This window comes from Salinisphaera shabanensis E1L3A, assembly GCF_000215955.2.
Taxonomy (GTDB): Bacteria; Pseudomonadota; Gammaproteobacteria; order Nevskiales; family Salinisphaeraceae; genus Salinisphaera; species Salinisphaera shabanensis.
On sequence record NZ_AFNV02000007.1, the window covers coordinates 23524 to 47728 of the forward strand.

The window sequence follows — 24205 nt, forward strand, 5'->3', positions numbered from 1 at the left end:
CACAGGTCCTATGAGTAATAACACCACGACAGCCCGGCCAGCGGCGCCTACTCAAGGGCGCGACGAACTTTTCCAACTGGAAAAACGCGAGGACGGCATCGTTGTCCTGCGTTTCGGCGTGCCCGGCGCACGCCAGAACACGATCCAGGCCGATTTCGCGGATGCCTTCGATCATGTGCTGGAAACCATCGAGCACGACACCGAAGTGATTGGCGTAGTACTGATCTCGAACAAGCCGGGCTCGTTTCTGGCGGGCGCGGACATCGGCCTCTTCGAGCAGGTTAAGAGTGCCGGCGAGGTCGAGGCGTTGTCTTTGCGGGGGCAGGCGGGCTTCTCTCGTTTGTCAAAACTGCATGTGCCGGTGGTCGCCGCGATCGAGGGCAGCTGTCTCGGTGGTGGTCTGGAAATGGCGTTGGCCTGTGATGTGCGTATCGCAGCCGAAACGCCGGCGACCGCGCTCGGCCTGCCGGAGGTGATGCTTGGTCTGCTACCCGCGGCCGGTGGCACCCAGCGTCTGCCACGGCTTGTGGGTATCGCCACTGGCCTCGATCTCATGCTCACCGGGCGAAAGCTGCGCCCAGCGCAAGCGAAGAAGATCGGGCTCATCGATCAGGTCGTGGCGCCCGAAGCGTTGCTCATGGAAGCCATTCGCCAGGCCCGAATCGCGGGCAAGCGTTCGTCCACCGCATCGGCTTCGCTGATTCAGCGTGCGCAAGGCCGTATGCGCGCCGGTGTGGGCGGGCTCACGAACGCGGCACTCGAGGACAACCCCGCCGGGCGCCGTGTGCTGTTCGACCAGGCGCGCAAGACCCTGCGTGCCAAGACGCACGGGCATTACCCGGCGCCGGAGCGCATTATCGGGGTCGTCGCGACGGGTTACGCGCAAGGCGTGAAAGCCGGCTTCGCGGTTGAAGCCAAGGCGTTTGGCGAGCTGGCCATGGGGCCCGTGTCGAAAGCGTTGCGTCATGTCTATCACGCCACGGAATCGCTGAAGAAAGCGACCTTCGTAGGCAGGAATGTAAAGCCGCGCGACGTGCATCAGGTTGGGGTGCTGGGCGCGGGTCTGATGGGCGCAGGTATCGCAACGGTGACCGTCGACAAGGCCGGCTTGCCGGTTCGTCTGAAGGATGTCAGCAACGAGGGGCTCGCCCGCGGCATGCAGCATGTGCGGGCCTTTTACGACAAGCGTGTGCACAACAAGGCGATGACGCGCGCGGCCGCCGATCGCTATCTGTATCAGGTGACCGCGACGACCGACTACAGCGGCATCGGCGCTGCCGATATCGTCATCGAAGCGGTGTTCGAAGACCTCGAACTCAAGCAGGCCATGCTCGCCGACGTGGAAGCCGCAGCCGATGCGCAGGGCAACCCCGATTGCATTTTCGCGACCAATACATCGTCGCTACCGATTTCGGATATCGCCGCGCGCGCCAAACGGCCCGAGAACGTGATCGGCCTGCATTATTTCTCGCCGGTCGAGAAGATGCCGCTGCTCGAAATCATCGCAACCGACAAGACATCGAAGGAAACGATCGCCACAGCGGTCGCCTTCGGCAAGGCTCAAGGCAAGACGGTAATCGTGGTCCGCGACGGACCTGGCTTTTATACGACGCGCGCGCTGTCACCGTATCTGAACGAGGCCGCCCGTTTGCTGGCCGAGGGCGCCAGTGTTCGAGCCATCGACGAAGCGTTGGTGGACTACGGTTTCCCGGTTGGCCCGCTGACATTGCTCGATGAAGTGGGCGTGGATGTCGGTGTGAAGGTCGGTCCGATTCTCGAAGCCGCGTTTGGTCCGCGCATGGCCGCACCTGATGCGTCGGCCAAGATGATCGATGCGGGCTATCTCGGCCGTAAATCCGGCAAGGGTTTCTACGATTACACGGCCAAGCGCAAGAAGGGCGCGAAGCGGCCAGTCAATCCGGAGCTGGCCACGCTGCTCGCGGATGACCGCCAAGGCGTGCGGGCGCCGAGCGCGGCCGAGATCGTCGAGCGTTGCACGCTGTTGTTCGTCAACGAGGCGGCCCATTGCCTGTCCGAACAAATAATCGATGACCCCATGCAAGGTGATATCGGCGCGATCTTCGGCCTTGGTTTTCTGCCATTTACCGGCGGACCGTTTCGCTATGTCGATACCTTCGGCGTGGGCCGGGTCGTCGACCGTTTGCAAGCGCTTGCCGAGCGCCATGGCGCCCGGTTCGAACCGGCGCCGTTGCTCAAGACCATGGCGAAGGCACAAGCCGAATCGCATCGACGGTTCTACCCGTGAAGATCGCCTGTTCGTCATTTTCCCCTACGTCTCTCGGCGGGCGGCCTCGTCCGTCAATGAGACACCCTGAATAACGAGCCTGCGCCCCGTGCGCGATTTGTTGCTCAATACCGACCCGGAGCCAAGCCATGTTCGAAAAACTCATGCACTGGATGCAGGCCAACAACGTTTTGCCGCGTATTTCCGATACAGAGCGCCAGGCGTTGGAAGCCGGCGATGTGTGGATCGACGGCGAATTCTTTTCCGGGCATCCGGATTTCAAGCGCATGCTGGACGCCCGCTACGGCCGGCTCAGCGCCGAAGAACAGGCGTTCATGGACGGGCCGGTCAACGAGCTGCTCTCGCGGGCCGACTGCAATGAGATTGCCCTGAGCCGGCGCGTGCCGGACGACATCCTCGACTTCATGGCCGAACAGGGCTTTTTCGGGCTGATCATCCCCAAGGCGTACGGCGGCAAGGGTTTCTCGACGCTGGCGCGCTCGGCGGTCATGGCCAAGGTCACGCCGCACTCCGCGATTCTGTCGACCTATGTGGTCATTCCCAACACACTGGGCGCGGCTGAACTGCTGGTCGAGTACGGCACCGACGATCAGAAGGAGCATTATCTGCCGCGGCTCGCGCGCGGCGACTATCTGCCGTGTTTCGGGCTGACCGAACCCACCGCCGGTTCGGATGCCGCCTCGATCACGGCCGACGCCGAGGCATTTCGCGACGACAACGGCGACGTATCGCTACGGCTGAATTTCGCCAAGCGCTATATCACCCTGGGGCCGGTCGCCAATCTCATATCGCTGGCCTGCCGGCTGCGTGACCCGGACAACCTGCTGGGCAAGGGCGAAGCGCCGGGCATTACCGTGGTGCTCATCCATGCCGGCACGCCCGGCCTCAAGCAGGGCGATCGCCACGAGCCTATCGGCGAAGCGTTCCCAAATGGCCCGCTGATTGGCGAGAACGTGGTGGTCAATGCCGACAATATTCTCGGTGGGCGCGACCAGGCAGGCGGGGGCTGGCGCATGCTCATGGAAAGCCTCGCGGGCGGGCGCATGGTGTCGTTGCCGGCTTCGGCGATTGGCGGCATGCGCACGATTGCTGCGGCCACCGGCGCGTACTCGATGGTACGCCAGCAGTTCGGTTTGGCGATTGGTCGTATGGAAGGTGTGGCAACGCCTATCGGCCGTCTCAACGCGTTGGCTTATATGACCGAGGGCACGCGTGTGCTCGGCTGTAGCGCGGTCGATGACGGCATCAACCCGCCCGTGGTGTCGGGCGTGCTCAAGGCCTATACCACCGAGCTGGCACGCCAGTGTGCGACCGATGCCATGGATGTGTTTTCGGGCGCGGGCGTCATGCAGGGGCCGAAAAACATCATCGGCCGCGGTTATTGCAGCGCGCCGGTCGCAATCACGGTCGAAGGCGCCAACATCATGACGCGCACCCTCATGGTCTTCGGCCAGGGGGCGATTCGTTGTCATCCGCATGCGCTGGAAGTGGTGCGCGCCGTCGAAAACGATGATTCAGCCGCATTTTCGAAGGGCATGCGCGGCTGGATCGGCCACTTTGTCGCCAACATGGGCCGTACGCTCGGTCACGGTCTGACTCGCGGCTTGTTCGTGCGCGTGCCGGATGTCGACAAGCACACCCGGCGCTACTACAAGAAACTCGGCTGGGCGGCATCGCGTTTTGCGCTGTTTACCGATCTGGCGCTGTTCTTCGTGGGCGGGAAGCTCAAGATGCGCGGCAATCTCACCGGCCGCTATGCGGATGCACTGGCGTGGATGCTCATGGGCTTTTCCACGCTCAAGCGCTTTGAGGCCGAAGGCCGCCAGGCGGAAGATCGTGTGCTCGTCGACTATGCGCTGCGGCTGAGTCTGGCCAAGGTGCAGGACGCGTTCGAAGGCATTTACGAAAACTTCGAAGGGCCACTCGGCAAACTGCTGCGCTGGGTCGCATTGCCCCTGCTGCGCGTGAATCGCCTGGCGCGTTTGCCGGACGATCGTATGGCCGTCGCCTGTGCGGCGGTTTCACAGCGCATGGATGCCCAGAGCGAACGACTCAATGCCGATATCTTCATGCCGGAGAACACCGACTCCGGCGTCGGACGTCTTTTCGAGGCCTTTCATCGTGTCAGCGAAGCCGCACCGCTGGTCGATCGCATCAAGGCGGCACAGAAGGACGGTCGTCTGCCGGCGGGCGATCCCGACAGCCTGACCGACGCCGCACGAAAGGCCGGTGTGCTGAATGCCGATGAGGCCAACCAGGTCGCTGCGGCACGCCAGTCTCGCATGGCTGCGATCGATGTCGACGTGTTCAGCGAAAGCGAATTCTTCGACCGGGCCGTTCAGGCCACCCGAGACGATCGCCGGCATGCCGCTTGAGGTGATGCAAAAGCCGAGCGGCTGACTTGATCCCATAGACAGAGCGCACCAGCCATGACGGAAGACGCTGACATGAGCCAATCGGGCAACTCGCTACTGGCCGGCGTACGGGTGCTCGATCTGACCCGGTTGCTGCCGGGGCCGCATGCCACGCAGTTGCTGGCACAACTCGGCGCCGAGGTCATCAAGATCGAAGAGCCGAACGGCGGCGACTATGCGCGCACGCTCTCGCCGGCGTTGTTCGAGCAGGTCAACCGCGGCAAGGCATCGGTCACGCTGGATTTGCGCGACCCGGGCGACGTGGCAGCGTTCAAGCGCCTGGTGGCCGATGCGGACGTGGTGATCGAGTCGTTTCGGCCCGGCGTGATGGAGCGGCTCGGCTGTGGTTATGAAACATTGCGCGCGCTTAATCCCAAACTCGTTTATGCCGCGCTGACCGGTTATGGCCAGACGGGACCATTAGCGCAGGCGGCCGGGCATGATCTGAATTATCTGTCGTTGTCGGGCGTGCTCGATCAGGTCGGCAACGCGGGTGCGGCGCCGGCGATATCGAATGTCCAGATCGCCGATCTGGCGGGTGGGGCGCTGACCTGCGCGGTGGGCGTGCTATCGGCGGTCATTGGGGCACGCGCCAGCGGCCAGGGCAGCTTTGTTGATGCCGCCATGCTCGATGGTTCGCTCGCGTTGCAATCGGTGGCGATGGCTACGCGCCAGCAGTTCGGGCAGACGCAACCGCGCGGGGCCGATACGCTCACCGGCGCGTTGCCCAACTACCGCGTCTATAAGTGCCGCGACGGGCGTTACCTGGCGGTCGGGGCGCTTGAGCCGAAGTTCTTCGCACGGTTGCTTGAACGATTGTCCCCGGTCGGCAGCCCAAAATCCCGGTCGCCGAAACCGCCCGGTTCAAGCAAGCCCAAAACCGCGCGCGCCAATAAGACGTCGGGATGGGCCGATCGCATCAATGCCGCCTTGGCCGATCCCCGTCGCGCACGCTATCTGACGCGGCCGGTTCACTGGGGCCTGGCAGCCCTGTTTCGCACGCGCAGTCGCGATTCATGGGTGGCGCTGCTAGCCGATGCGGATGCCTGTACCACACCGGTGCTGACGCTCGAAGAAGCACTCGCGCATCCCCAGGTGCAGGCACGCGCGATGCAGCAGGGCGAAGCGCTGGGGTGCCCGTTGCGTTTCGACGACGCGCCCCGCGAGGCGCTTTCGCCCAGTCCGACGCTTGGCGCGGATAACGAGCGATTGCTCTAGGCGCAACTGACATCGGGGGCGTGAAAGCGGTGTATAGCGAGCGCCTGGTTTGGGTTGCCCGGACACAGTGGATAAACTGCCAACCAGCATTTACAAACAAGGATCGCTCATGTCGCTTACTGACTCGACGATGATGCCGCTGGGCAAGAAGGCGCCCGATTTTTCGCTGCCGGATACGGTTTCCGGCCAGACGGTTTCGTTTAACGACGTCGCCGGCGAGCAAGGCACAGTGGTGATGTTCATCTGTAATCATTGCCCGTACGTGCTGCATATCATTGATGAGATCGTGGCGGTGGCCAACCACTACCAGCCGCAAGGCATTGGCTTCGTCGCCATCTCGTCAAACGATATCGCCGAGCGCCCGGAAGATGGCCCCGAGCAGATGCAGGTGTTTGCCGAGAGCCGCGAGTTCGCGTTCCCGTATCTCTATGATGAAAGCCAAGGCGTAGCCAAGGCCTACGATGCGGTTTGCACGCCCGATTTCTTCGTATTCGATAGCGATGGCAAATGTGCCTATCGCGGCCAGTTCGACGAGTCGCGTCCGAAAAACGGCGTGGCCATCACCGGTGCTGAACTGCGCGCCTCGCTTGATGCGCTGCTCGAAGGCGACATGATTCCTGAAGACGTTCAGGTGCCCAGCCAGGGCTGCAGCATCAAATGGAAAGCCGCCTGATTCGATAGCGGCTTGGCCATGAATCGATCGAGCCCTTGGCCCGTTCGATTGGCAGTTGAAAGAACGCCGGTTCGCATAGCGACCGGCGTTTTTTTTGCGCGCGGTATTGGCAAGACGCGTTTGCCCGCCCATGCACGGCCACCATGAGCGACAACAACGGTTTACTCGGTATATGGTTTGCGGCGTTCGATAATGAAAAAGAGGAGTACTGATGTCTGATAACGAGAAGGCCTATCCCACCGTATCGCTGCTGATCAACGGCGAGTGGCGTGCGGCCGCGGGCGGCGAAACGCTGCCCGTGATCAACCCGGCTACCGGCGAGGTCATCGGCGAACACGCGCATGCGCGACAGGCCGATCTGGATGCAGCGCTTGAAGCCGCGGACGCCGGCTTCAAACACTGGCGTACGGTGCCCGCGGTCAAGCGCGCGGCCATACTCAACAAAGCGGCCAATCTGCTGCGCGAGCGCGCTGACGATATCGCCCGCCTGATGACTATCGAGCAGGGCAAGCCGCTGGGCGAAGCGCGCGGCGAAACCCTCGGTGCGGCAGGCACGCTCGACTGGTTCGCCGAAGAAGCCAAGCGTATTTACGGCCGGGTGATTCCGGCACGGGCCGATAATGTGCAGCAGATTGCAGCCAAGCATCCGGTCGGCCCGGTAGCTGCCTTCACGCCGTGGAATTTCCCGCTGAATCAGGCTGTGCGCAAGGTGTCCATCGCGCTGGCCGCGGGTTGTTCGATCATTCTGAAGGGCCCGGAAGACACACCGGCTTCGGTGGCCGAGTTACTGCGGTGCTATGTGGATGCCGGCGTACCCGCGGGCGTGGTCAATCTGGTCTATGGTGTGCCGTCGGAAATCTCGGAATACCTGATTCCGCATCCGGTCATCCGCAAGATCTCGTTTACCGGTTCGACCGCCGTGGGCAAGCAGCTGGCCGCACTGGCTGGCGCGCATATGAAACGCAACACCATGGAGCTGGGTGGCCACGCGCCGACGCTCGTGTTCGACGATGCCGACATGAAAACCGCGGTGAAGATGTCGAGCATCGGCAAGTTCATGAACGCAGGCCAGGTGTGTATCTCGCCGACGCGTTTTCTGGTTCAGGAGGGCGCCTATGAACAGTTTGTCGAGCAGTTCGTGGCCGCGGCCAAGGCGATCAAGATCGGCAACGGTCTGGAAGAAGATACCCGCATGGGTCCGCTGGTACACGACCGGCGTCCGACGGCCGTGGGCGATATGATCGACGATGCCAAGCAGCGCGGCGCCGAAGTCCATCTCGGCGGCAAGACGGCGGACCGGCCGGGGTACTTCTTCGAGCCGACGGTGCTGAGTGGGCTCACCCATGACATGAAGATCATGAACGAAGAGCCGTTCGGGCCGGTCGCGGTCATCAATACCTTCAAGGACACCGACGAGGCGATTGCCGAGGCCAACCGGTTGCCTTACGGCCTGGCGGCTTATGCCTTCACCTCATCCATGAAGACAGCGCATCGGATCGGTCAGGAAATCGAGGCCGGTATGATCTCGATCAACCATCTGGGCCTGGCCTTGCCGGAAACACCGTTCGGCGGCGTGAAGGATTCCGGCTACGGCTCGGAAGGCGGCAGCGAAGCGATCGAGTCTTATCTGGAAACGCGTTTCGTGACCACGGCCGCGATCTGATCGCAGCCGGCGTTCGCGCACGAAAAAGGCCGCACAAGATGGTTGTGCGGCCTTTTTTATCCCCCGGCTTTGTTCAGCTGGGCAGCAGCCGGCCCATTACCCGCCAGTAGTTGACCGGTACCAGCCGTGAGATTGCCGAGATAACCTGGGCATCAACGCCGATCAGGCATCGGCCCTTGCGTTTGCCCAGGTCGCTCAAAATCTTGCTTGCAGCCTGATCGGGCGTCGTGCGCGCCATCTTGTTGACGAAATCCCCGGCGGCCTTGCCCTGGTCGTTGCCGCCGTCCGGGCCCACATAAAAACGGGCGGAATGGGCAATGCCCGTCTTGATGCCGCCCGGATGTACGCACATCACGTGCAGGTCGCTATCCGCGGTTTCGTGACGAAGCGCCTCGGTAAACCCGCGCACGGCGAACTTGGTTGCGTTGTATGTGCCCTGGGTGGGCACGCTGATCAGGCCGAATACGCTCGACACGTTCACCAGCGCGCTACCACTGTGCTTCTTGAGTTCGGGCAAAAAGGCCTTGGTGCCGTGCACCACGCCCCAGAAGTTGATCCCCATGATCCATTCGAAATCGTCGTAAGTCGTGTCTTCGATGGTTTGCGAATGGGCGACGCCTGCGTTGTTGACGACCAGATCCACCTGGCCGTATTCGGCAACGACCTCGTCGCGAAACGTCTCGACCGCCGCACGATCGGACACGTCCACAACGCCGGTTAGCACCTTCGCATTCGCGCATTCGCTGCGGGTTTGTTCCAGGCCGGCCGTATCGACGTCGCACAGGGCGAGTCTTGCGCCACGCTTCGCACAGAGTTTGGCCAAGCTGCGCCCGATTCCGGAACCTGCGCCGGTGATGACGACGACCTTGTTGTTCAAATCCTTCATGCGGTTTCCTTTGCGTAGCGGCCGGTGACGGTCTTTTCCCGCCTCTCCAAGTAGCGTGCCGCGATCGATCTCGGGGCGGCTGGGGCGCACTGTCGTGTTGCCAGCAGAACTGACAATATGTAATGTCAGATTACGTTTGACAATAAATAATGTCAATATGCACAGATGAGCGACGAATCTTCTTCATCCCGCGCCAGCCCTAACGGGCGGGCGTATGGCGGTCGCAGTCTCGACGAACGCCGTAGCAAACGACGCGCGCAACTCATCGATGCGGGCATCGCGGTCTATGGCCGCGAGGGTTTTCGCGGCGCGACGGTCAAGTCGCTTTGTCGCGAGGCCGGGCTGACCGAACGCTACTTCTATGAGTCGTTTAGAAACAGCGAAGCGCTTTTCGCCGAGGTCTATCGAACGCTCGTGCAACGGCTCGAAGAAGAAGTCGTCGCGGCAATCGATAGCGCGCCGAGCGACGCGGACGCCACCGCCCGCGCCGGGCTGCGGGTTTTTTTCGAAACCATGTATCACCAGCCGGGTACCGCCCGAATACTCTTGATCGAGATTTTCGGCATCAGTGGCGAGATCGATCGGCTCTACCGCGAAACCACACAGAATTTCACGCGGACGCTGCAGACACTGGTGAGCAACATCTTCGTGCTCGGTCAAGACAGCGGTACCGATGCCGGGGTCCTGTCGACCGGCCTTGTGGGCTCGACGATTCATATCGCGATGTACTGGACGCTCAATCGTTATCGCGAGCCGCTCGATGTCGTCGTGGAATCCAGCCTCGCGTTGTATGTGGCCATGGCGAGGCAAGCGCAGCAGGGCGCCGAAAACGTTTGACTGGCAGATAAAAAAACGGCGCGGTCGTGACCGCGCCGTTGTACGTCATCGACTGTTTCGTAATCAGTGATGTGTCGCGTAGGCTGCCTCCGCGTCGTCGACCAGTTCGTCGAGCTCGGCCAGCAGATCGGCGTTGTTCTGCTGCCACGGGTGGAAGCTGTACTGAAAATAGCTTAGCCATTCCGGGATCATGCGCCGAATGAAGCCGGGCTTGCCCAGGGTGAAGTTGAGCAACTTCAAGTGGCCTTTCCAGCCCTGCTTGCGGCAGTTTTCGTCGGCCCGGCTCATCTGCCAGTAGAAGCTGAGCAAAATCGGCCAGAAGAGGGTGGTGGCGAGCGTCATCGCGAATGTGCGTTCTGCCCAGTTGCGCGGACCACGACCGATGCATTTTTCGTAAACGTCATACGCCACGGCCTTGTGCTCAACTTCCTCGAGCGCGTGCCAGCGCCACATGCGTTCGAAATCTTCCTGCGAGCCCTGCATCATTTCCGGATAGCGTAGAAGCATGTCGCCCATCAACGCAGTGTAGTGCTCAAGCGCGATGGTCGCCGCCAGCGGTAGCGATTTCGGCGTGTTCTGCTTGATCCAGTCGAGCAGGTTCCAGGTGAACTGATCGAGCTTGTGCGCGGGCAGGCCGGCTTGTTCCATCAGTTCGTTGTATTCGATGTGCTCGCGTGAGTGCATCGCTTCCTGGCCGATGAAGGCCGTTGCTGCCTTCTTGAGATCCGGGTCCGGAATCTCGTCGCGATAGCTGCGTATCGCATCGATGAACATACGCTCGCCGGCCGGGAACAGCAGGCTCAACGCGTTCATGAACTGGGTCACGTTCGGGCCTTCCTTGTGCCAGTCGTTGATGCGGTCGCCAGGCGGCAGGAAATGCAGGTCGCGACGCTCGGGCATGACCGCGACGTTCTCGCTATGCGGGAACTCGCGTTCTGCAGCACTCGGTTTGTTCTTTACGACATCAGATGCGTTCTTGCTCATGGTGTCCTCCGTGATCGGGGTCGGTATGCCGTGCAAAACGGCGTATTCAAAGCAATCGATTAAGCGGTGTGGCTCGCGTAAGCGGCTTCGGCGTCGTCTACCAATTGGTCGATTTCAGCCAGCAGATCGGCGTTGTTCTGCTGCCAGGGGTGGAAGCTGTATTTGAAATAGGCGAGATACTCGGGCAAGAGCTTGCGTAGATAGCCGGGGCGGCCGAGCATGAAGTTCGCCAAGTGCAGATGTCCGCGCCAGCCGGCTTTCACGCATGCCGGGTCGGCCGCAGCCAAGCGGCGATAGAACAGCATCACATGCGGCCAGAAGGTGGCCGTGGTAGTGAGCATGATGGCGCTGCGCATGGCATACGCCTTGGGCCCGCGGCCGACGCATTTTTCGTAAACGTCATACGCCACGGCCTTGTGCTCGACTTCTTCAAGCGCGTGCCAGCGCCACATGCGCTCGTAGTCTTCCTGTGAGCCGGCCATCTGTTCGGGATAGCGCAGCAACGTATCGCCCATGAGCGCGGTGAAATGTTCGAGCGCGATCGTCATCAGCAGCGGCGTGACTTTCGAGCTGTGCTTTTTTACGTATTCGGTATGCGCCCATACCTGGGCATCCAGCTCGCTGGCCGGCAGACCGGCCGCGTCCATGAGCTGGTTGTATTCGATATGTTCGCGCGAATGCATCGCTTCCTGACCGATGAACGCGGTCGCGGCCTTGCGCAGATCGGGGTCGGGAATCTCGTCGCGATAGGCGCGTACGGCATCGATGAACATGCGCTCGCCGGCGGGAAAGAACAGGCTCAGCGCATTCATGAACTGGGTCACGTTGGGCCCGGCCTGATGCCAGTCGCAGATACGATCGCCCGGCGGCAGGAAATGCAGATCGCGCCGCTCGGGCATGACCGGGCCGCTATAGCCACTGAATTGCTGCTGCAGGTCGGCTGTGGTCTGGCTCATGAGAACCTCCTCAAGCGCTGGTTTGCGCGGGTTCCGGAGAAGACGGATTCCGGGTGCGCTGTGGTGCCGTTTCGGCGTGAATGGCATCGACGAAATGGCGGCAATGCGTTGCGATCGTCTCGGCCTCGCTCTGGATCGCCCAGTGCGCTGCGTCGATCTTTTTCACGGTGAGCGTCTTTACCCACCGGTCGAGGCCGGCCACGAAGCCGGGCCCGACGAACGGATCGCGCGCGGGCACGATCACCTGTACTGGCATCTGTGCGCGGCGCTTACGCGGTGCGCGTAGCCGAGCGACGATGTTGGCGCGATACAGCGCGATGCCGGTTGCGCCGTCGCGCGCCTGGCTCGGGTTTTCGGGCAGTGTCATGCCTTCCATGCGTGCCACGATCGACGGCCAGCGGCGGCCGAGGCCTGCGTACCAAAGCAGCGAGGGCAGCCCCGGCAGATGGAACGCAAACACGTACCAGGACTTGCGCAGCTGCTTGAGCAGGCCGGCGCGATCGGTATGCCACTGCTGACGAAGCCAGTAGCCGACGTGGTCCAGGCACGGCCCGGAAATGGAAGTGAAGCTGTCGATACGGTCCGACAGCGCTGGATCGGTTGCCGCTTCCCAGCTCTGGATCGAGCCCCAGTCGTGGCCGATCAGGTGAACAGGCGCGGCCGGGCTGGCCCAGTCGATCACCGCCGCGAGATCGGCCGCTAGATGATCGAGCGTATAGGCGCTTGTGCTTGACGGCCGGCTCGAACGACCGGCACCGCGTACGTCGTAGCGTATACAGCGATAATCTGTAGCGAGTTTGGCGACGATGCGGTCCCACACGCCGTGGTTGTCAGGGTAGCCATGCACGAATACGAGTACAGGCGCATCGGTAGGCCCGTCGGCGTAACAGGCCAGATCGACGCCGTCACCACGCACCAGGGCAGGCGCCCCAGAGTGCTCGGCGTTGTTGTCGTGATTGGTCATTGGCCATATTCGATGTAATCGTTACATCAAACGGTGTCACAAAGATCAAGGAAGCGCAACTTTGATGTTGCGGTGCCGCAATGACGGCACGAACGCACACGGCGAAACCGTCGGCGCCGTTTTATCGGTTCGCTTGGCGTGCTATTGGGACAGGATTATCGATCGACCGAATTGGCAAGCCGGTGCCAATCGACTACCGCGCTTCAAGCGCGGCGCGCGAGCGTTAGCGCGCGTCGTGCAGATGTTCCATCAGCAAGGCGAGACGGTCGCCCAGGTGGCGGTCGGCTGCCTGGCCCATTGCACGCGCGACTTCCGGCAGTACTGCCATTTCCACGAGTGGACGAAAGCGCCACACGATATCGGCGAGTTCCGGCATGTCCTCTTTCGGGGGCAGTTGCCCTTCGCCATAGCGATCGAATACATGCATGGCGACCAGGCGCACCATTTCATCGGCGGCCTGTTCGACGTTGCGGCGCAGGTAGGCCACGACGTCGAGCATTTCTTCGAGTGGAATGCCGACCGCAACCAGTTCTGCGCCTGCATGCAGCATGCGCGGACTGGGCACGCGATAGCGCATGCCCTCGGGACGAATCACATCCAGTTCGATCGCTTTTTTAAGCGCCGAACGCGAGAACTGGCCGCCAAACTTCTTGAGCAACTGCGGCATCGTGACGTAGTCGGGGACTTCGTCTGTCCAGGGGCTGGCGACGGCCGTTTCGAGCCCCAACAGGCTGCCGATATCGTTGCCGCGCTCCCAGCTTCCAATCAGCTCGCCGATGTTGGCCAGCGTATAGCCGCGCTCGAGCAGGCGATTGATGATGCGAAGACGTGACAGATGCGCATCGTTATAAATGCCTTTGCGACCCCGGCGTTCTGGCGGTGGCAGCAACCCGCGATCCTGGTAGGCGCGGATGTTGCGCACCGTGCTGCCGGTCTCGCGCGCCAGCGCATCGATCGAGAATTCCTGGGGCGCTGTATCGGTATCGGCGCCGTCGTCGGATGTCTTGGGAGCACTAGTCATGGTCAAAGGATAGCCCGGCGCGCTGTTGTCGTCATCTGAGCAGATCGCAGAGGAACTTCCTTAGGCGCAGCGCGCAGTGCGCGTCGCGCGGTAAGCCGCTATTTCCTCGATGGTCAGAACCGGCAGGTTATGGGCCTCTGCATAGCGCTGGATATCGTCGTTTCCTGCCATTGTGCCGTCATCGTTCATCAATTCGCACAGAACCGATGCCGGGCGCAGACCGGCCAGAATGGCCAGGTCGAGCGAGCCTTCGGTATGACCACGGCGCTCCAGCACGCCACCGGCGCGTGCGCGCAGCGGAAACACATGCCCGGGACTGACGATACGGCGCGGCCCGTCGACTGACTCAAGCGCGGCCTGGATCGTGCGTACGCGATCGATAGCCGAGACTCCGGTGGTCACGCCCTCGGCGGCTTCGATCGAAACCGTGAAGCCGGTGCCGTGGCGTGCCTGGTTGTCGCGCACCATGGGCTCGAGTTCGAGCGCATCGGCGCTGGCCTGATCCAGGCACAGGCAGACGATGCCGCTGCCGTTACGGATCATGCGGACCATGGTTTCGGTCTTGAGATTGTCGGCGGCGGCAACGATGTCGGCTTCGTTTTCGCGATCCGCGTCGTCGAGCAGCAGCACCGGGTCGCCTGCCTGGAACGCGGCGATCGCTGCGGCCAGGCGCGGGTGGTTGTTGAAATCGTGTTGGGGCATGAAACGTCCTCTTGGCTGAGTCAACGTTTCAGGGCGACAGGCGCGAAAGGCGTGCACCTATGCGGTGGCCGCCGTGCGTCTTCTTTCATCCGGACTCTAACCGTCGGCTCTGGCATCGCACCAGATCTGCTGACCCTCGACGATGAATCGAGGCGCTCGCGGGCTCGTCGAGTACGACATACCGCCGGTGGGGAATTACACCCCGCCCTGAAGACGGTGGCGAGTATAGCCGATCACGCAGGTCCCGTCAGATCGGTTCGCCATTGGTTCGCAGGAAGTCGCCACAGGCCCTACTATTCCGCCTTGTTTGAAAGACCTCGATCATGCGCATGCAACTCGCCAGCAAACTGCCTGCCGTGGGCACCACCATCTTCAGCGTGATGAGCGAACTCGCGGCGAAACACAACGCCGTGAATCTGGGGCAGGGGTTTCCCGACTTCGAACCGCCGGCGCAATTGCGCGACGCGCTGGCACGCGCGGTTGCCGATGGTCGAAACCAGTATCCACCCGGTATCGGCGTCGGCGCGCTGCGCGAGCAGATCGCGCACAAGACCGCTGCCATGTACGGGCGGAACACCAATCCGGACACCGAAGTCACGGTCACCTCAGGGGCCACTGAGGCGATATTCGCCGCGATCGCGGCCACCGTAAGCGCGGGCGATGAGGTCATCGTGCTCGATCCGGCGTACGACTGTTATGTGCCTGCCATCGAGTTGCAGAACGCGACCGCCATTCGCGTGCCGCTTCGGCAGCCGGATTTTGCTGTCGACTGGCAACGTGTTGCCGAAGCCATCAGCCCGCGTACACGCATGCTGATCGTCAACTCGCCACACAACCCGACCGGCGCCGTTCTAGATGCGGTAGATCTCGATCGCCTGGCGGAGTTGCTGCGCGATACGCCGATCATCGTGTTGTCGGATGAGGTCTACGAACACATCGTTTTCGACGGCCACGCGCATCAAAGCGTGGCACGGCACGACGAACTGGCCGCGCGCAGCTTCGTGATCAGCTCGTTCGGCAAAACCTATCATTGCACCGGCTGGAAGATTGGCTATTGCGTGGCGCCGCCGCCGTTGACCGCCGAGCTGCGCAAGGTGCACCAATACCTGACGTTTGCCACCTTCGCGCCGGCCCAATGGGCGCTGGCCGAGATGCTTGCGAGCGAACCACAACACCACCTGCAGCTGGCGGATTTCTATCAGGCCAAGCGTGATCGTTTTCGTGCGCTTCTGGCTGATACGCCGCTGATATTACGCGACGTTCCGGGCGGCTATTTTCAGCTTGTCGACTACTCGCCGATTCGGGATGTCGACGATGCGACATTTTCTCAGTGGCTTGTACGAGAAGTAGGCGTGGCCGGTGTGCCGCTGAGCCCGTTCTTCGAAACCTCGCCGGATATACGCTTATTGCGTCTGTGTTTTGCCAAGAGCGACGCCACGCTTGTGGCCGGCGCCGAACGTCTGGCTGAACTCAAGCCCGTTTAACGCCGTTCGTCGGGGTCGCCAGTCGCTGCTTCGTCGGCGTTATCGGCGTGCCAGACCGCTTCCCAGCGCCAGCCGTCGTCGCGCACGTAGGCATGCAGAAGTTTCTGATGGTCCGTATGCATGAGTTGCTCGCGTACGGCTTGCGCGGGGGCGCCAAAGAAGTCGAAGGCGATGAAATCGTCGAGTGCCGGTATGTGCGGATTCCGGGCGCTGGGCCGAATGAACGCGCTTTCCAGCGTACCGAGAAAATGCGCGATGTTGCGCCGTGTAATGGCGATACGCGCACGCGTGTCGTCGGGTAGGCTCTGATGGGCGCTATCGATGATCGTCAGCGTCTGATCCAGACGCGCAAGGGCAAGCGGTAGCGCCGTCATGGTGTCGGCGCTGTGAAAGTAGTGGAGGATTGGGTACGCCAGATGCTTTTGCCCGGCGTCGGCAATCGCGGAGCCGATCTGTTCGAGTTGTGACGCGAGCGTGGCGAAGTCGCCACTGCCGACGGTGGTCCGACAGATATCGAACGGACTTTCACCCAGGGTGTTTATGGTAAGGGCGAGTTGGCGCTTTTCGGTCGCCGCCGAGATGATCGGAATCGCATAGGTGATCGACATCGTGAACAGCAGCAGGCCGTTGGCTGATGCCACCACTGTCAGAATACGAGCCCACCCGTTACCTGGCACGAAATCGCCGACGCCGAGCGTAGTCAGTGTAAAGCCGGCGAAGTAGATCCGTTCTATCAGGCTGGCGGGAATTTTCGTCGTGGAGTTCAGTACGGCATCGGGGCTGGCAAGGAATAACAACCCCCAGCCCAGCCAGGCGATCAGCACCCAGCTCAGAATCAGGGTCAGCGTAATCCAGGTGCCGGCGCGTTCGAGCATGCCGTGGCGAGGGCTGAGCCTATGCACGAACAGCAGCACGCGCCATAAGGCAGCACTCAGGCGACGGGTGAGCGGCCCGGATGTAGAGGCCGACAACGTCGTACGCGCACCGTCATAAGCGACGATCAATACAAACAGCGCGCCGAGCACGGCTGCAATGGGGTGGCTTTCAATCATTAAACGCGCGCGTAGTGTTCGAATCGCAGTCGCGTGATGGTATCGATATGAGCGGTAAGTACTATCCGTATCCGCGCTGACCCTTATGACCTCGAGTACGATGAGCCGAGACATGGTCGCGGGTTTGTGCGCGGCGCAAGTGTGTTCGGCTTGTGCGTATCTCATACAAAAGAAACCCCGACGATTGCCGGGGTTTCTGTGTCTGAGCTAACGAGGCTGTTGCTTACCCATCGTCACTCGAGTTATCAGCACTCGCCGCGCTCGCGGTCAGCGTGCCTCGCGTGCCATCCGGGAAGAAACCGCCGCCGTTGCTGCTGCCGACCGTGCCGCCGCCGGGCTGCGCCATTGGCGTGAGGTATACGATGTTATGGACCTGCTGCGGGGTGCGGCTGAAGGTGATGCCATTATCGTCGGTGGGCACGATATTGGACGCCGAGTACGACGTGCCGTAGATCGACACCGTGGTCTGGGTGTTGCCGATGCCCTGATCCAGGGCCTCGCTGCCGTCCAGGTCGTCGCGCGCCCCGGAAATTGCGTTGACCACCTGGCCCACGGTGAGGCCGGTATCGAGATAGGGCTCGTCCTGGCGCTGTGTAAGGATCGTGCGGACCAGTCCGGCGTGATAGCCCTCCACCGACAGGATGCCGGCGGCGGCGGTCAGGAAATCCGGGTTGCTCAGAAAGCGGGCGCCGCCCTTGTAAGCCGTCACGCCTACGTCTTCGAAGATGAACGCGCCGATGAGGAAGCTGACCGGGTCGGCAAAGGGGTCGAAAGCACTCAGGCCGGCTGCTTGTGCGGCCGAGTTGAATGCATCGGTGAAATTGATCGGCGGGCGTGCAATTACGCCGTCTCCGAGCCCGCCACGCAGGAATTGGACATGATCGAGTTCGTCGGACGCAATTTCTGCAGCATAACGCCCGATCAGAGGCTCTGTCGTGAAGGTGACTGCTCGACCGCCAGTCACCGATCCCACGGCCATGTTGCCGCCATTGATATCGTCATCCATCAGGCCGTTGCCGGTTACGGCACGCAGATAATATTCGGCTTCCAGATATTCGAGGTTGAGCGCGAACTGCAGCACGGCAGCATCGCTGATGCCGTCATCGCTATCGTCCTGAGCGTTGGCAAAGCCGTCGTTGTCGCTGCAGGCGGCGAGCAGCGAGCTGCCGACCAGGCCTGCAGAAAACATGCCGGCATTGGCAAGAAAGCGTCGCCGTGAATTGCTGATGGGCTCGCCGGTCGTACCGCTGATGATCTCGACCGAGCCGTTCTGTTTTGTTTCTTCGCTTTGATCTGACATGACCCTTATCCCTCCAATTTTCGTTGCACCGGTCGCACGACCGATAAAAGAGGGCATCGTCGGCGTGCGTTATTCCGCCGGTCCAGCACGGGCGGAATGGCACGGTAATTTCGATACCCTTGGATTTGACGCGAGCACAACGAATAGGCCGGCCCGTGTGTATGACGACTCGTTCTTGTCTTTTATCCAGGGGAAATTCTTCGTATCGGTCGAGCTTTTAATTGGGAAAAATGGCCCAAAATAATGATAATAATAGTTTTTATGGATGACGGTTTGCCCGGATTTCGCTTTCGCCGATCTGTTCATCAACGGACCATGACAAGCGTCGTCGGCGCGTGAGCACGCGCGATTTGCGCATGCTGTGCTCATGCGAAGCGGTGATGTCGCGGCGGCGAGGGAGGGCTGCTATGAACTAATCGCGTGTTGCCCGCTTGAGCGCTTTAATAGACAATGCACGGCCTTTGTCAAGCCGCGTCATAGGATTATCGATGCCTGCACGCCGTGATCTCGCCAATGCCATCCGTATTCTGTCGATGGACGCCGTCCAGCAGGCAAACTCTGGCCATCCCGGCATGCCGATGGGCATGGCCGATATCGCCGAAGTCCTGTTCAACGACTATATAAAGATCAATCCGGGCAATCCGGATTGGGTCGATCGCGACCGCTTTATTCTGTCCAACGGCCATGGCTCGATGTTGCAGTATGCAGTGCTGCATTTGACCGGCTATGACCTATCGCTGGACGACATCAAGAATTTTCGTCAGCTGCATTCGAAGACGCCGGGCCATCCAGAGAACTTCATGACCCCGGGCGTGGAAACCACGACTGGGCCGCTGGGCCAGGGTCTGGCCAATGCGGTCGGCATGGCGCTCGGCGAAGCCGCGCTCGCCGCGCGTTTCAATCATGCCGACGCCACGCTTGTGGATCACTACACCTGGTGTTTCGCAGGCGACGGCTGCCTCATGGAAGGCATCTCTCACGAAGCCTGTTCGCTCGCCGGCACGCTGGGGCTGGGCAAGCTCGTGGTGTTCTACGACGACAACGGTATCTCGATCGACGGCGAAACCCGTGGCTGGTTCACCGACGATACCCCGGCGCGTTTCGAAGCCTACGGTTGGCAGGTCATCCGTAACGTCGACGGCCACGAAGCCGACGAGATCAAGACCGCGATCGAAACCGCCCGCCAGGAAACCGGCAAGCCCACCTTGATCTGCTGCAAGACGGTGATCGGCTGGGGTTCGCCCAACAAGCAGGGCACTGCCGGCGTGCACGGCGCGGCACTCGGCGATGAAGAAATCGCCGCGGCGCGCAAGCAGATCGGCTGGAGCGATGAAACACGCTTTGCCGTGCCGGACGACATCTATGCCGCCTGGGACAAGCACGACAAGGGCGCCACCGCCGAGAAGAACTGGCAGGACGCCCGCGCGGCCTATGCATCGAAACATGCCGACGATATGGCAGAGTTCGAGCGCCGCCTGGCCGGGCAGATGCCACGTGACTGGCCGGCCCAGTGTCGCGCTTTCATCGAAAAGGTACAGGCTGAAGGCAAGCGTACAGCCACGCGTAAGTCGTCCAAGGCAGCGATCGAAGCCTATGCTGCGCTGTTGCCCGAACTCATCGGCGGCTCGGCCGATCTGTCCGGCTCCAACGGCACCGACTTCAAAGGTCACGTGCCGATTACCGCGAACGACTACAGCGGCAACTATGTCTATTACGGCGTACGCGAGTTCGCCATGACCGCGATCACCAACGGGCTGAGCCTGCACGGCGGTTTCACGCCTTTCGGTGCAACGTTCCTGACGTTTTCGGACTATGCCCGCAACGCGGTGCGTATGGCCGCGCTCATGCGTTCGCGCAACGTGCTGGTCTATACCCACGACTCGATCGGCCTGGGCGAAGACGGCCCGACCCATCAGTCGGTCGAACATATCGCCAGCCTGCGTTTGATACCGAATCTGCATGTGTGGCGTCCGGGCGACGATGTCGAGACTGCGGTGGCATGGCAGGCGGCGATCGAGCGCGAAAATGGCCCGACCGCGTTGGCGCTGTCGCGTCAGGACGTCGACCACCAGCCGCGGGATGCGGGCCAGGTTGCAGCTATTGCACGCGGCGGCTACGTGTTGCGCGAGCCCGAAGGCGAGGCCAAGGCGCTGGTTATCGGTACCGGCTCGGAACTGGAGTTGGCAGTCGCGGCTGCCGATCGGCTGGCCGAAGAGGGCGTGGGTGTACGCGTTGTGTCCATGCCCTGTATCGAAGCCTTCAATGCCCAGAGCATGGACTATCGCGAATCGGTTCTGCCTTCAACGATCACCGCACGCGTGGCGGTCGAAGCCGGTGTGAGCGATAGCTGGTACCGATTCGTGGGCGCGACCGGTCACGTCGTTGGCGTGAACGATTTCGGCTCGTCCGCGCCGGCGGGCGAGGTCTATGCCGAAATGGGCGTCACCGTCGACGGCGTGGTCGATGCTGTGCGCAGCCAGTTGGGTTAGTCACCAAATTATATTCAAACTTGTGTATTTCCTGGCCGCAGTAAATCGGCCAGAACGATAGAAAAGAGGTAGCTATGGCAGTCAAAGTCGGGATCAACGGTTACGGTCGTATCGGGCGCAACGTGCTGCGTGCGCTGTATGAATCCGGCCGCAACGGCGAGATCGAGATCGTGGCGATCAACGATCTGGGCGACGCCGAGGCGAATGCGCATCTCACCCAGTACGACACCGCGCACGGGCGTTTCCCGGGCGAGGTTTCCATCGAAGGCGAGTACATGGTCGTCAACGGCGACAAGATCAAGGTGCTCGCCGAGCGTAACCCGGCCGATCTGCCCTGGGGCGAGCTCGACGTGGATATCGTCATGGAATGCACCGGCCTGTTCGCCAGCAAGGAAAAGGCCAGCGCCCATCTCGATGGCGGCGCCAAGAAAGTGCTGATCTCGGCCCCGGCCGGTGATATCACCACGGTGGTCTACGGCGTCAACCACGACACCATCTCCGCCGATGACAAGGTCATCTCGAACGCCTCGTGTACCACCAATTGCCTGGCGCCGCTGGTCAAACCGCTGCACGAAGCCTTCGGCATCGAATACGGGCTGATGAACACCATCCACTCGTACACCAACGACCAGGTGCTCACCGACGTCTATCACAAGGACCTGCGTCGTGCGCGCAGTGCCACCCAGAGCATGATCCCGACCGCCACCGGTGCCGCCAAGGCCGTTGGCCTGGTTCTGCCGGAACTCAACGGCAAGCTCGACGGCTTTGCCGTGCGCGTGCCCACGATCAATGTCTCGATGGTCGATCTGACCGCCCAGGTATCGAAGGACACCACGGTCGAAGAAGTCAACGCCGTACTCAAGAAGGCCGCCGAAGGCCCGCTCAAGGGCGTGCTCGCCTACAGTGAAGCGCCGCTGGTCTCGCAGGACTTCAACCATGATCCGGCTTCGTCCACGGTGGATGCGCCGTTGACCAAGGTTGCCGGTGGCAAGCTCGTGAAGGTCTGCGCGTGGTACGACAACGAGTGGGGCTTCTCCAACCGTATGCTCGACACCGCATTGGCGCTGGCCAAAGCCGGTTAAGCAGGGCGACGAGACCGAGGAGCGCATATGACCGACATGCTCAAGATGCAAGACGTCGATCTCGCCGGCAAGCGCGTGCTGATCCGTCAGGATCTGAACGTGCCGTTCGCCAACGGCGAGGTCAGTTCGGCCGGCCGCTTGAAAGCGTCGGTGCCGACTATCCAGGCGGCACTCGATGCCGGTGCGCGGGTGATGGTCATGTCGCACCTCGGCCGTCCCAAGGAAGGTCAGCCTGACAGCGAGCACAGTCTCGAGCCGGTGGCCCGTTATCTGTCGGATCTGTTGCGTCGCGATGTGCCGTTGGCAACCGATTGGCTCGACGGCGTGGAGGTCGGCGAGGGCGAGATCGTCATGTGCGAGAACGTGCGTTTCAACGTAGGCGAAAAAGCCAACGACGAGACGCTTTCGCGCAAGATGGCCGCTCTGTGCGATGTCTTCGTCATGGACGCGTTCGGTACGGCCCATCGCGCGCAGGCATCGACCGAAGGCGTGGCCCGCTACGCCCCGGTTGCCTGTGCCGGGCCGTTGCTGTCGGCCGAAGTCGAGGCGCTTCAGGCCGCTCTGGGTGATCCCGCACGCCCGCTGGTGGTGATCGTCGGCGGGTCGAAGGTATCGACCAAGCTGGAGCTGCTTGAAAGCCTGGCCAACGTGGCGGATCAGCTGATCGTCGGTGGCGGCATTGCCAATACGTTCCTGGCAGCCGCCGGCCATAATGTCGGCGCATCGCTGCACGAGCCGGATCTGGTGAGCGCTGCACGTCTGATTGACCGCGAGATTCGCAGCCGAGGTGGTGAAATTCCGTTGCCGACGGACGTGGTGGCCGCGACGGAAGTCTCGCCCGAGGCCCATCCGGAAGTTCGCCCCGTGACCGAACTCGAAAACGACGAGATGATTCTCGATTTCGGCCCGGAGAGCCGCGACCGGATCGCGGCGATCATGGAGAATGCCGGCACCATCGTATGGAACGGCCCGATCGGCGTTTTCGAAATCGATCAGTTCGGGGGCGGCACCCATGTGCTCGCGCGAGCGATTGCGCGCAGCAAGGCGTTTTCGATCGCCGGCGGCGGCGATACGCTCGCGGCGATCGAGAAATATCGTATTGAAGACGATGTTTCCTATATCTCCACTGGTGGGGGTGCCTTCCTCGAATTTCTCGAAGGCAAGACCTTGCCGGCGATCGCCGTGCTCGAACAACGCGCTGCCGGCTAGCCCGCGTTCGGAACAGGTGGCCGGGCACTGTCGCCCGGCGACACGGCAGCGCTATGGCGGTCGTGCGGAATTGAAAAGCCGTTTCATTTCCACGACACTGGCGTTTTCGCCGCCCCGGCGATCGATACGAACTCCAACTCGCGACCCACGCCTATGACCACCCAATTCACCGGGACCGACCGCTACGTCGCCACGGACGACCTCAAGCTCGCCGTCAATGCGGCGGCCACACTGCAGCGCCCGTTGCTGATCAAGGGCGAACCCGGCACCGGCAAGACGATGCTGGCCGAAGAAGTTGCGGTCGCACTCGACAAGCCGTTCTTCCAGTGGCATATCAAGTCGACCACGAAGGCCCAGCAAGGCCTGTACGAGTACGACGCGGTGTCACGTTTGCGTGATTCGCAGCTCGGCGACGAGAAGGTCCACGATATCGGCAATTACATCGTGCCCGGCCCGCTATGGGAATGCTTCACCTGCGATACGCAGCCGGTGCTGTTGATCGACGAAATCGACAAGGCCGATATCGAGTTCCCGAACGATTTGTTGCGTGAGATCGATCGCATGGCCTTCGATGTCTACGAAACGCATCAGACGATCGAAGCGGCGCACCGCCCGATCATCATCATCACCTCGAACAATGAAAAGGAACTGCCGGACGCTTTTCTGCGCCGCTGCTTCTTTCACTTCATCTCGTTTCCGGACAAGGACACGATGCGCGACATCGTCGATGTCCATTTCCCGGATATCAAGAAGAACCTGCTATCCGACGCGATGGATCTGTTCTTCGACGTGCGCGACGTACCCGGCATCAAGAAAAAGCCGTCGACATCGGAGCTGCTGGACTGGTTGAAACTGCTGCTGGCCGAAGATATTCCGGCCGAAGCGCTGCATTCCAAGAATGCCCGCGATGCGTTGCCGCCGCTTCACGGCGCGCTGCTCAAGAACGAACAGGACGTCCACCTGTTCGAGCGCCTCGCGTTCATGACGCGTCGCGGTTAACAGCTG

At 61.6% G+C, this 24205-nt stretch carries 19 protein-coding genes and 1 riboswitch; of the genes, 11 read left to right on the top strand and 8 right to left on the bottom strand.

Annotated features, from left to right (window positions below):
* The first annotated feature begins 10 nt into the window (after positions 1-10).
* The 5 genes from fadJ to SSPSH_RS05630 all read left to right on the top strand — a co-directional run bounded on the left by fadJ (position 11) and on the right by SSPSH_RS05630 (position 8234).
* A complete protein-coding gene (gene fadJ / locus SSPSH_RS05610) occupies positions 11-2266 on the top strand; it encodes a fatty acid oxidation complex subunit alpha FadJ (RefSeq protein ID WP_006914987.1) in 2256 nt (751 codons plus the stop codon).
* Between the two features lie 107 nt (positions 2267-2373).
* Entirely contained in the window at positions 2374-4641 is a 2268-nt protein-coding gene (locus SSPSH_RS05615; RefSeq protein ID WP_275450704.1) for an acyl-CoA dehydrogenase, read from the top strand.
* Between the two features lie 72 nt (positions 4642-4713).
* Entirely contained in the window at positions 4714-5898 is a 1185-nt protein-coding gene (locus SSPSH_RS05620; RefSeq protein ID WP_169729871.1) for a CaiB/BaiF CoA transferase family protein, read from the top strand.
* A 109-nt stretch (positions 5899-6007) separates the two neighbouring features.
* Positions 6008-6571, top strand: a complete 564-nt coding sequence (locus SSPSH_RS05625) for a thioredoxin family protein (protein WP_006914990.1) — start codon at positions 6008-6010, stop codon at positions 6569-6571.
* A gap of 211 nt (positions 6572-6782) precedes the next feature.
* Complete coding sequence (locus SSPSH_RS05630) at positions 6783-8234, top strand: NAD-dependent succinate-semialdehyde dehydrogenase (RefSeq protein ID WP_006914991.1); 1452 nt, start codon at positions 6783-6785, stop codon at positions 8232-8234.
* Between the two features lie 73 nt (positions 8235-8307).
* On the opposite strand, the gene SSPSH_RS05635 is transcribed toward SSPSH_RS05630, so the two are convergent.
* The gene (locus SSPSH_RS05635; protein WP_006914992.1) at positions 8308-9120 is read right to left on the bottom strand and encodes an SDR family NAD(P)-dependent oxidoreductase; all 813 of its coding nucleotides are present in this window, start codon (positions 9118-9120) and stop codon (positions 8308-8310) included.
* 165 nt (positions 9121-9285) lie between these two features.
* Between SSPSH_RS05635 and SSPSH_RS05640 the strand changes: the two genes are divergently transcribed.
* Positions 9286-9957, top strand: a complete 672-nt coding sequence (locus tag SSPSH_RS05640; RefSeq protein ID WP_006914993.1) for a TetR/AcrR family transcriptional regulator — start codon at positions 9286-9288, stop codon at positions 9955-9957.
* Between the two features lie 63 nt (positions 9958-10020).
* Here SSPSH_RS05640 and SSPSH_RS05645 read toward each other — a convergent pair whose 3' ends face one another.
* The 5 genes from SSPSH_RS05645 to ribB form a co-directional block, all read right to left on the bottom strand.
* Positions 10021-10941: a metal-dependent hydrolase gene (locus SSPSH_RS05645; RefSeq protein WP_006914994.1), complete on the bottom strand. Its 921-nt coding sequence runs from the start codon at positions 10939-10941 to the stop codon at positions 10021-10023.
* 59 nt (positions 10942-11000) lie between these two features.
* Positions 11001-11897 (bottom strand): metal-dependent hydrolase, encoded by an 897-nt coding sequence (locus SSPSH_RS05650; protein ID WP_006914995.1) that lies wholly within the window; start codon positions 11895-11897, stop codon positions 11001-11003.
* 10 nt (positions 11898-11907) lie between these two features.
* The gene (locus SSPSH_RS05655) at positions 11908-12861 is read right to left on the bottom strand and encodes an alpha/beta fold hydrolase (RefSeq protein ID WP_006914996.1); all 954 of its coding nucleotides are present in this window, start codon (positions 12859-12861) and stop codon (positions 11908-11910) included.
* A gap of 223 nt (positions 12862-13084) precedes the next feature.
* On the bottom strand, positions 13085-13882 hold the full coding sequence (locus tag SSPSH_RS05660) for a MerR family transcriptional regulator (protein ID WP_006914997.1): 798 nt from the start codon (positions 13880-13882) through the stop codon (positions 13085-13087).
* A 60-nt stretch (positions 13883-13942) separates the two neighbouring features.
* Positions 13943-14584 (bottom strand): 3,4-dihydroxy-2-butanone-4-phosphate synthase, encoded by a 642-nt coding sequence (gene ribB, locus SSPSH_RS05665; protein ID WP_006914998.1) that lies wholly within the window; start codon positions 14582-14584, stop codon positions 13943-13945.
* A 73-nt stretch (positions 14585-14657) separates the two neighbouring features.
* A riboswitch (FMN riboswitch) is annotated at positions 14658-14803 on the bottom strand.
* 110 nt (positions 14804-14913) lie between these two features.
* On the opposite strand from ribB, the gene SSPSH_RS05670 reads away from it, so the two are divergent.
* Positions 14914-16068 (top strand): methionine aminotransferase, encoded by a 1155-nt coding sequence (locus tag SSPSH_RS05670; RefSeq protein ID WP_040607588.1) that lies wholly within the window; start codon positions 14914-14916, stop codon positions 16066-16068.
* Here the strand turns inward: SSPSH_RS05670 and SSPSH_RS05675 are convergent.
* Together SSPSH_RS05675 and SSPSH_RS05680 are read right to left on the bottom strand one after the other, a co-directional pair.
* Positions 16065-17120 (bottom strand): potassium channel family protein, encoded by a 1056-nt coding sequence (locus tag SSPSH_RS05675; RefSeq protein ID WP_006915000.1) that lies wholly within the window; start codon positions 17118-17120, stop codon positions 16065-16067. The two genes, SSPSH_RS05670 and SSPSH_RS05675, sit on opposite strands and share 4 nt — an antisense overlap.
* A gap of 223 nt (positions 17121-17343) precedes the next feature.
* Positions 17344-18309: a ferritin-like domain-containing protein gene (locus SSPSH_RS05680; protein WP_420852594.1), complete on the bottom strand. Its 966-nt coding sequence runs from the start codon at positions 18307-18309 to the stop codon at positions 17344-17346.
* A gap of 599 nt (positions 18310-18908) precedes the next feature.
* Here SSPSH_RS05680 and tkt point away from each other — a divergent pair.
* The 4 genes from tkt (at position 18909) to SSPSH_RS05700 (ending at position 24199) form a co-directional block, all read left to right on the top strand.
* Entirely contained in the window at positions 18909-20909 is a 2001-nt protein-coding gene (tkt, locus tag SSPSH_RS05685) for a transketolase (RefSeq protein WP_006915002.1), read from the top strand.
* 74 nt (positions 20910-20983) lie between these two features.
* Positions 20984-21991 carry a type I glyceraldehyde-3-phosphate dehydrogenase gene (gene gap, locus SSPSH_RS05690; RefSeq protein WP_006915003.1) on the top strand — a complete coding sequence of 336 codons (1008 nt, stop codon included), beginning with the start codon at positions 20984-20986 and terminating at the stop codon, positions 21989-21991.
* A gap of 27 nt (positions 21992-22018) precedes the next feature.
* Entirely contained in the window at positions 22019-23200 is a 1182-nt protein-coding gene (locus tag SSPSH_RS05695) for a phosphoglycerate kinase (RefSeq protein WP_006915004.1), read from the top strand.
* A gap of 153 nt (positions 23201-23353) precedes the next feature.
* The gene (locus tag SSPSH_RS05700; RefSeq protein ID WP_006915005.1) at positions 23354-24199 is read left to right on the top strand and encodes an AAA family ATPase; all 846 of its coding nucleotides are present in this window, start codon (positions 23354-23356) and stop codon (positions 24197-24199) included.
* The last annotated feature ends 6 nt before the right edge of the window (positions 24200-24205 follow it).